Below are 6,852 nucleotides of genomic sequence, written 5' to 3'. Positions count from 1 at the left end.
GACAGCTCCAGATGGGGAAGAATCGATGGGCTTTTCAACGCGAAAAGGACAAACCCGGATTCTACCCGATTTCGCCTGCCAGCGGGAGCCTCCAGCCCCTATTTTCGTAACGTATTCTGTTGTTCTAAACGCTTACATACCAACAAGATACGACGGACGGCCTCGTCCACTTCCGCTAGCGTCGTCTCGGTGGCGAAACTGAACCGCAAACTCCCCCCAATTTGCTCTTCGGGCAACCCCATCGAGAGCAGCACGGGAGAGGGTTCGCTCGACCCGCTTGCGCAGGCCGATCCGGTCGAACAGGCGACCTGCTCCATGTCCAACGCCAGGAACAACGCCTGGCGGTCGAACCCCACGAACGCCAGGTTCGAGGTGTGCGGCAATCGCTCAGTATCCTTCGACACAACCACCACTTGCGGGCAACCGGCGGTGATTTGCTGCTCGAATCGATCGCGAAGCTTGGCCAGATGTTCGCGACGGGCCGCTTGCTCGGCGTGCCAACACTCCAGTGCGGTGAGCATGCCGACCACCAGCGGTGCCGATTCGGTGCCGGGTCGCAGTCCCGCTTGCTGAAAACCGCCAAACAGCTGTGGAGCCAGGGGAGTCTCGCCCCGCAACAGCAGAGCCCCGATACCGAGCGGGCCATGCAGTTTGTGGGCGGTAAAGCTCAGCAGGTCAACACCCAGCGTGCGAAAATCGACCGCCAGCTTGCCGACCACCTGCACCGCGTCGGTATGCATCGGCACGCCGGCCGCGGTCGCCAGCGTTGCTAGCTCGCCGACCGGCTGAATCGCCCCTGTTTCGTTGTTACCGAGCATCACGCTTACCATGCTGCTCGGCTGTTCGAGCAGCGGTGCCAGCGATTGGGGATCGACCACTCCGGAGCGATCGACCGGTAAACGCTCGATTTGCCAGCCGCGGCGGGCCAGTTCGTCGGCCGCGGCCGCGATGCTGGGGTGCTCGATGCCGGTGGTCACCAATCGCTTGGCCGCACCAACTGGTGAGCCAGCCAGGCCGAACAACGCCAGATTGTTGGCCTCGGTACCGCCGGAAGTGAAGATCAGCCGATCGGGCTGGCGGCCGCTGGTGTCGCCCCCCAGCAGGCGGATGATCTGCTCGCGGGCGTCTTCCACCACCCGCCTGGCACGCCGCCCTGCCCCGTGCTGGCTGGCCGGATTGGCGTAGCCCGCCCGCATCGCTTCGCTCATGGCTTCCACTACGGGTAGCAGCATCGGCGTCGTGGCGTTGTGATCGAGATAAATCGGTTGGTCCATACGTGTGATTATAGTTCGTCGGGGGGTGCTAGCACGACCGGGAAAGTTGAGTTGAATGCTATTGATGGACCACCACCTCGGTACTATTCTGCGCGCGCCTCGATCGAAGCCTCCCCCCGCATTCCACGCAGAACACTTAAACCCCATGAAATCGCTTCAGTTATTTTACCGCGTGACGATCATGCTCGGTACGTTGGTGGTTGGTGCCCTGGCTTACCGTGCGTATGGTCCCCAGCTCGAGAAGCTTGAGCCGTTGTTCAATCGAGCCAAACAAGTGCTCGCCGAAGCCTGGAACGAAGATTCGCCGGGCGCTGAGACCTTGGAAACCGCAGAAACCGAGCCGATGGGCATCGACCAGAGCGACTTCGACCGCGGCGACAAACTGCAGCCGTTTCCCATGGATCAGCCCGGCGGAGTGGTGAAGCATGTTGATTGGGAGGATCAACTGCCATCGCCGATCGAAACGCCCGAGCCTGCCCCTTCGCCCGTGGCATCGGTGGTGCGTCAACTCGAGTCGATGGGCGTCAGCGACTGCTCGCTGAACACTTGGGGCGATTCAGGCGACTTTTTCCGCTTCCGCTGCTCGTTGCCTTGGATCTCGGGGCTGGGAACTTCGGTGCATTTCGAGGCCATTTCCGAAGACCCGGCCGACGCTGCCCAGCAGGTGCTCAACCAAGTATCGCAATGGCGATTGGCTCACGCGTCGGAGCAAGTGCTCCGGTAACTTTTTTCTGTAAGTTACGAACCCTCTATGCATTCGTTAGCCAGACAAATCGCACACGCGGCTTGCCAGTCGCGTCCGTTAGGTAGCCGGGAGTTCTCGGCCGCGCGGCCCCTGTGGTGGGGTTCGCCGTCGGATGCGCAGTCGTCGGAGTCGGCTACCGATGCGACACAGCGGCTTGCGAGGGTCGAAAGCGTGCTATTCTTGGCCCGTGAGGCGATGAGTTTGCAGCGAATTGCCCAGCTCGCCAACTTGACCGATGCCACGGAAGCCCGAACCCTAGTGAGCCAACTCGCACAGCGGTACGCACGGCGTGGGCGAGCTTTTCGCATCGAGAACATCGCGGGTGGGCTAAGGTTACTTACGCAGGCGCAATTTGCCCCTTGGATAGGGAAAATAGGCGAGTTCTGCGACTCACCCCCCTCGGAACTAAAGCTCTCGCCGCCGGCCCTCGATACCCTCACCGTAGTGGCTTATCGACAGCCGGTTTTAAGAGCCGAAGTCGAGGCCATCCGGGGCGTCGCCTGTGGCGAACTGCTCCGGCAGTTGATTGAAAGAGACCTTTTGCGTATTGTCGGACGTTCAGAAGAATTGGGCAGGCCACTTGAGTACGGCACCACCAAGCGGTTTCTGCAGTTGTTTGGACTCAAGAGTTTGAAAGACCTGCCCCCAATCGAAGCACAAAATCAACCTGACCCTCAGGTTGCACCCGAACATAATCGTTTACAGAATGTGGTTCCGCGAGCCGCATGACCTACCAAGCCAGGGAGACAGCCCCCGTGAAACTCGTCACCCAACTAGATCGTAACGACCTCCAACAGTACGGCGATGCTGATGAACTCAGCAAGGCCGATGCCTCGCGCGGTGCGCGCGGCTTGTGGAATGAACTGGAGGACGACTACGAGGATGGCTACTCGGACGAATACGAAGACGACGACGAGTACACCGACGACTACGAAGAAGAATACGAAGAGTACGAGGACGCCAGCGATGATGAACTGCTGGAAGAATCGGCCCCGCTCGATGAAGAAGAGTACGAGGAAGAGTACGAAGACGAGCAGTGGGAAGAAGTCGAAGACGAGGATGACGACGAAGAAGAGGACGCCGTAGAGTCGGTTGAGGACGCCGAAGAAGAATACGAAGACGAAGACGGCGAATTCAGCGAAGTCGAAGAGTACGAAGACGAAGATGCCGACGACTTCGAAGACGATGAAGAAGACTACGAATACGTCGACGAATACGAATCGGACGACGAAGACGACGCCGATTACGACTACGAAGATGATTGATTACCTCCAGGTGTCGGCTCTTTACGAGCTGCCGTCGACGCAAACATAACTGCTAAGCCCCGAGCCTTGCGCTCGGGGCTTTTTTGTTCTAACAACGGCCTTGTTGAACAATTAGTCACAAACCTCCGTAAAAACTAACGTGGAATGGAACCACGTACCTTTTTTACGGAGATCGAACATGGCTACGAAAGAAAAACGAACCTACAAAGTCACGAACTGGAAGGAGTATAACAAGTCGCTCATCGAGCGTGGAAACATCACTATTTGGTTTAGCGACGAGGCGTTGGAGAACTGGGAACATCCTAACGACCAGACAAAAGTCGGTCGCCCTTTTGTCTTCAGCGATACGGCGATCGAGTGCTTGCTGACGATTCGCGAACTGCTGAAACTTCCCTATCGGCAGACTGAGGGATTCGGCCGCTCGCTGGTGGCGATGTTGGGCGTCGAGGCAGCGATTCCCAATTATTCTTCGCTCGCCAAGCGAGCCAGCAAGCTGAATGTTTCGCTCGATATCGCTAACAAGAGGGGCGACATCGATATCGTGGTGGATAGCACCGGCATGAAAGTGTTTGGCGAGGGCGAATGGAAGATGCGGACGCATGGCAAGTCGAAGCGGCGGACATGGCGGAAGCTGCATTTGTCGGTGAATCCTGACACCCGCGAGATTGTGGCGGAGATTTTGACCGAGAACAGTTGCCACGATGCCGATGCGGTTCCCGAAATGCTGGAGCAGGTGGAGCAGCCCGTAAAAAAGTTTCACGGCGACGGTAGTTACGACAAGTGGAAGGTTTATGAAGGGCTGGAATCCGAAGGCATTGAGCCGGTGATTCCGCCGCAGCACAACGCCAAGATCAAACAACATGGCAACTCTGCGGAGGAGCCTTTGCCCCGGGACGAGGCAATTCGTCAGATTCGACGCAAGGGGCGTAGGAGTTGGAAAGAGGAAGTGGGCTATCATCGTAGAAGCTTGGCGGAAACGACCATGTACCGAGTGAAACAAAGCTTTGGGAGCCATCTCAAAAACCGAGTATTCGAAAACCAACAAACGGAAGCCCGCTTGCGCTGTAAAATCATCAATCAATTCACCCAACTCGGGCTTCCACAGTTCGAGTGGAGTTAGTCAACAAGGCCTCTAACAACCATGAAAAATTCACCTCCAGGTAGCGACTCTTCCCTCGGCTTGCTGTCGGCCACGGCGCTGGTGATTGCGAGTATGATCGGAGCCGGTGTGTTCACCAGCGCTGGCTTTGCCTTGGGTGCCCTGCAATCACCTGGCTGGGTGCTCACCGCTTGGGCCATTGGTGGGGTGATTGCTGTAGCCGGGGCGATCAGCTACGGAGCTCTCGCCCAGGCGATTCGCGAATCGGGCGGCGAGTACGTCTACCTCGCCCGGCGGGTGCATCCGTTGGTTGGTTTTCTGGCAGGTTGGGTTTCGCTGATCGCTGGCTTTGCCGGCGCGCTAGCGGTCGCGGCGACCAGCTTCGAAAAATACGCGGCTCCGCTCTTCGGCAGCGAACTCCCTCCAGGCTACCTGGCGATCGGCATCATCCTGCTGGGGGCTGTTCTGCATGCGAAGGGAGTCGAAGAAGGCGCCTGGGCGCAGAACTTGATTGTCGTCGGCAAAATCACTGGTTTGGTCGTGTTGGTGGGTTGCGGGTGCTGGTGGATCGCCGGCCGCTCGGTCGCTCCGGCGGTAGTGGAAGCGCCTCCCCTCGACCTCTACACCTTTGGCGAACAGCTCGTGTGGGTTTACCTCGGTTACTCAGGCTTTAACGCAGCCATCTACGTGGCCGAAGAAATCCGCGAACCCCAGCGCACCATTCCCCGCGCACTGTTAACCGGTACCTTGATCGTGATGGTGCTCTACCTGCTGCTGAACTTTGTGTTTGTCTATTCCGCGTCGGTGAGCGAGCTGGAATGGAAGAAAGACATTGCCGCGGTGGCGTTCCAACACTTGGGGGGCGACAACGCCGAATGGTGGTGCCGGGTGCTTATTTGCGTCGCCTTGATCACTAGCGTGAGCGCACTGACCATGAGCGGCCCACGGGTGTACGCGAAGATGTCGCGGGATGGGCTCTTCCCTTTGCCGATACCAAAGACCGGCAATCCTCCTCGCCTGGCGATTGTGGTTCAGGCATTGATTGCGTCGGTTCTGGCAGTGAATGCAACGCTGAAGGATCAGTTTACCTTCGTGGGATTCCTATTGATGATCTGCGCGGCGATCGCAGTAGGAACTTTGTTCTACGTACGCGACGAAGACTCCACCACGCATCCTAAGTGGTGGCAACTACTAGCGGCTGGCGTGTTCGTAGCCGCCGCTGGAGTGCTGTTCGTGCTGACAGTCATCCGCAACCCAACGTACAGCGCGATGGCCGCGGCCATTACGCTGGCCGTCGGAGCGCTGTTCTACTACATCCTTAACTCCTGGTTCGCCCCGGTGCGCGAGACACCTCGCGACAAGTAATGCGCCCGGTGGATCCAGGTGGCGAATCGGTTGGCTGTTCGTACCGCCGAGTTAGAGCTTCACGCCCATCTGGGCCATGAGGAACTTCATATCGTCCCAGCAGTCTTTCTTGGCCGCTGGATTGCGAAGCAGATAAGCGGGGTGGTAGGTGCAAACCACTTTCACGCCGCGATAGTCGTGCAGTTGGCCACGGAGTTTGCCGATCGGTGTCTGGGTTTCCAGCAGGTTCTGGGCGGCCACCGCACCCAGGCAGCAAATGTACTCCGGTTGGATCAAATCGAGCTGTCGGCGGAGGAATCGCTTGCAGTTGGAGCTCTCGGCCGGCGAGGGATTGCGATTGCCAGGCGGGCGGCACTTCAGCACGTTGAGAATGTAGACCTCGTCGCGAGTCAGGTTGCACGCTTCGATGATCTTGGTCAGCAGCTGCCCTGCCCGACCGACGAACGGAATGCCGGTGCGATCTTCGTCGGCGCCGGGTGCCTCGCCCATGAAGCAGAGCTTCGCTTTGGGATCGCCGACGCCGAATACGGTTTGGGTGCGGGTACTAGCAAGTTCGTCGCACAAAGTGCAGGCAGCGACTTCCTGTTGCAGCACCTCGAGCGTCGCAGCGGTCGAGATCTCTTCCCCCTCCGGCACGTCGACATCGGGAATCAGTGCGGGAGCCGGCTTGGGTTTCTTCTTGGCCATCGAGTCTCCGAGATCCACCGACGCCGCTTCAGGCGCTGGGGTGGGGTGCGTGGGGGTAGGGGTAGGTACTGGTGTCGCCATCGTCGGCGGAGCCACTAGGGTGCCCTGCCAACGAGGCAGTTGCTCGACACCTGCCTGCTGCAGGCTTTCGAGTCGGGCGAGCAAGGCACGCTGTTTGGCTGGGTCGATCGACATGATTGGGCAAACGAAGTGGTCAGTGGGGAAGCTTGGAACCTGGTAGCTAGCAGCACCGCGGGTGGGGTGCGCGTCCCCCCACAGCCTACCAATCCGCCCAGGCGGGTCACCACCCCGGCAATCGCCGAATTAGGGGTGCCAGATCCAAGCCCAGCGAATTACAATACGGTGAAGGATGGACCCACAGCGGGCAACCCCCAAGTGCCTGTGGACGGTCGCACA

Annotated in this window: 7 protein-coding genes; 5 read left to right on the top strand and 2 right to left on the bottom strand. The window is 58.9% G+C overall.

Translation table 11 applies throughout. The features are described from left to right. Positions 1-98: 98 nt before the first annotated feature. Positions 99-1,274 carry a cysteine desulfurase family protein gene (locus Pan181_RS25835; RefSeq protein ID WP_197528723.1) on the bottom strand — a complete coding sequence of 392 codons (1,176 nt, stop codon included), beginning with the start codon at positions 1,272-1,274 and terminating at the stop codon, positions 99-101. A 145-nt stretch (positions 1,275-1,419) separates the two neighbouring features. On the opposite strand from Pan181_RS25835, the gene Pan181_RS25830 reads away from it, so the two are divergent. The 5 genes from Pan181_RS25830 (at position 1,420) to Pan181_RS25810 (ending at position 5,748) form a co-directional block, all read left to right on the top strand. Beyond that, on the top strand, positions 1,420-1,998 hold the full coding sequence (locus Pan181_RS25830) for a hypothetical protein (protein WP_145251901.1): 579 nt from the start codon (positions 1,420-1,422) through the stop codon (positions 1,996-1,998). A gap of 27 nt (positions 1,999-2,025) precedes the next feature. Next, positions 2,026-2,748, top strand: a complete 723-nt coding sequence (gene scpB, locus Pan181_RS25825) for an SMC-Scp complex subunit ScpB (RefSeq protein ID WP_145251899.1) — start codon at positions 2,026-2,028, stop codon at positions 2,746-2,748. A 26-nt stretch (positions 2,749-2,774) separates the two neighbouring features. Next, positions 2,775-3,284 carry a hypothetical protein gene (locus Pan181_RS25820; RefSeq protein ID WP_145251897.1) on the top strand — a complete coding sequence of 170 codons (510 nt, stop codon included), beginning with the start codon at positions 2,775-2,777 and terminating at the stop codon, positions 3,282-3,284. 178 nt (positions 3,285-3,462) lie between these two features. Further along, positions 3,463-4,404: an IS5 family transposase gene (locus Pan181_RS25815; RefSeq protein WP_145244898.1), complete on the top strand. Its 942-nt coding sequence runs from the start codon at positions 3,463-3,465 to the stop codon at positions 4,402-4,404. A 21-nt stretch (positions 4,405-4,425) separates the two neighbouring features. Then, entirely contained in the window at positions 4,426-5,748 is a 1,323-nt protein-coding gene (locus tag Pan181_RS25810) for an APC family permease (RefSeq protein ID WP_145251895.1), read from the top strand. A 51-nt stretch (positions 5,749-5,799) separates the two neighbouring features. Here Pan181_RS25810 and Pan181_RS25805 read toward each other — a convergent pair whose 3' ends face one another. After that, complete coding sequence (locus tag Pan181_RS25805; protein WP_145251893.1) at positions 5,800-6,630, bottom strand: uracil-DNA glycosylase; 831 nt, start codon at positions 6,628-6,630, stop codon at positions 5,800-5,802. Positions 6,631-6,852 lie beyond the last annotated feature (222 nt).

It is taken from the genome of Aeoliella mucimassa (assembly GCF_007748035.1).
GTDB lineage: Bacteria > Planctomycetota > Planctomycetia > Pirellulales > Lacipirellulaceae > Aeoliella > Aeoliella mucimassa.
Note: the sequence above shows the minus strand (reverse complement) of the source record. Positions and strands in the feature narration are given on the sequence as shown.

Bases quoted from the DNA above. Each gene is read 5' to 3' on its own strand.
- Pan181_RS25830 (WP_145251901.1), top strand. From the start codon at position 1,420: ATGAAATCGCTTCAGTTATTTTACCGCGTGACGATCATGCTCGGTACG.
- scpB (WP_145251899.1), top strand. From the start codon at position 2,026: ATGCATTCGTTAGCCAGACAAATCGCACACGCGGCTTGCCAGTCGCGT.
- Pan181_RS25835 (WP_197528723.1), bottom strand. From the start codon at position 1,274: ATGGACCAACCGATTTATCTCGATCACAACGCCACGACGCCGATGCTG.
- Pan181_RS25810 (WP_145251895.1), top strand. From the start codon at position 4,426: ATGAAAAATTCACCTCCAGGTAGCGACTCTTCCCTCGGCTTGCTGTCG.
- Pan181_RS25805 (WP_145251893.1), bottom strand. From the start codon at position 6,630: ATGTCGATCGACCCAGCCAAACAGCGTGCCTTGCTCGCCCGACTCGAA.
- Pan181_RS25815 (WP_145244898.1), top strand. From the start codon at position 3,463: ATGGCTACGAAAGAAAAACGAACCTACAAAGTCACGAACTGGAAGGAG.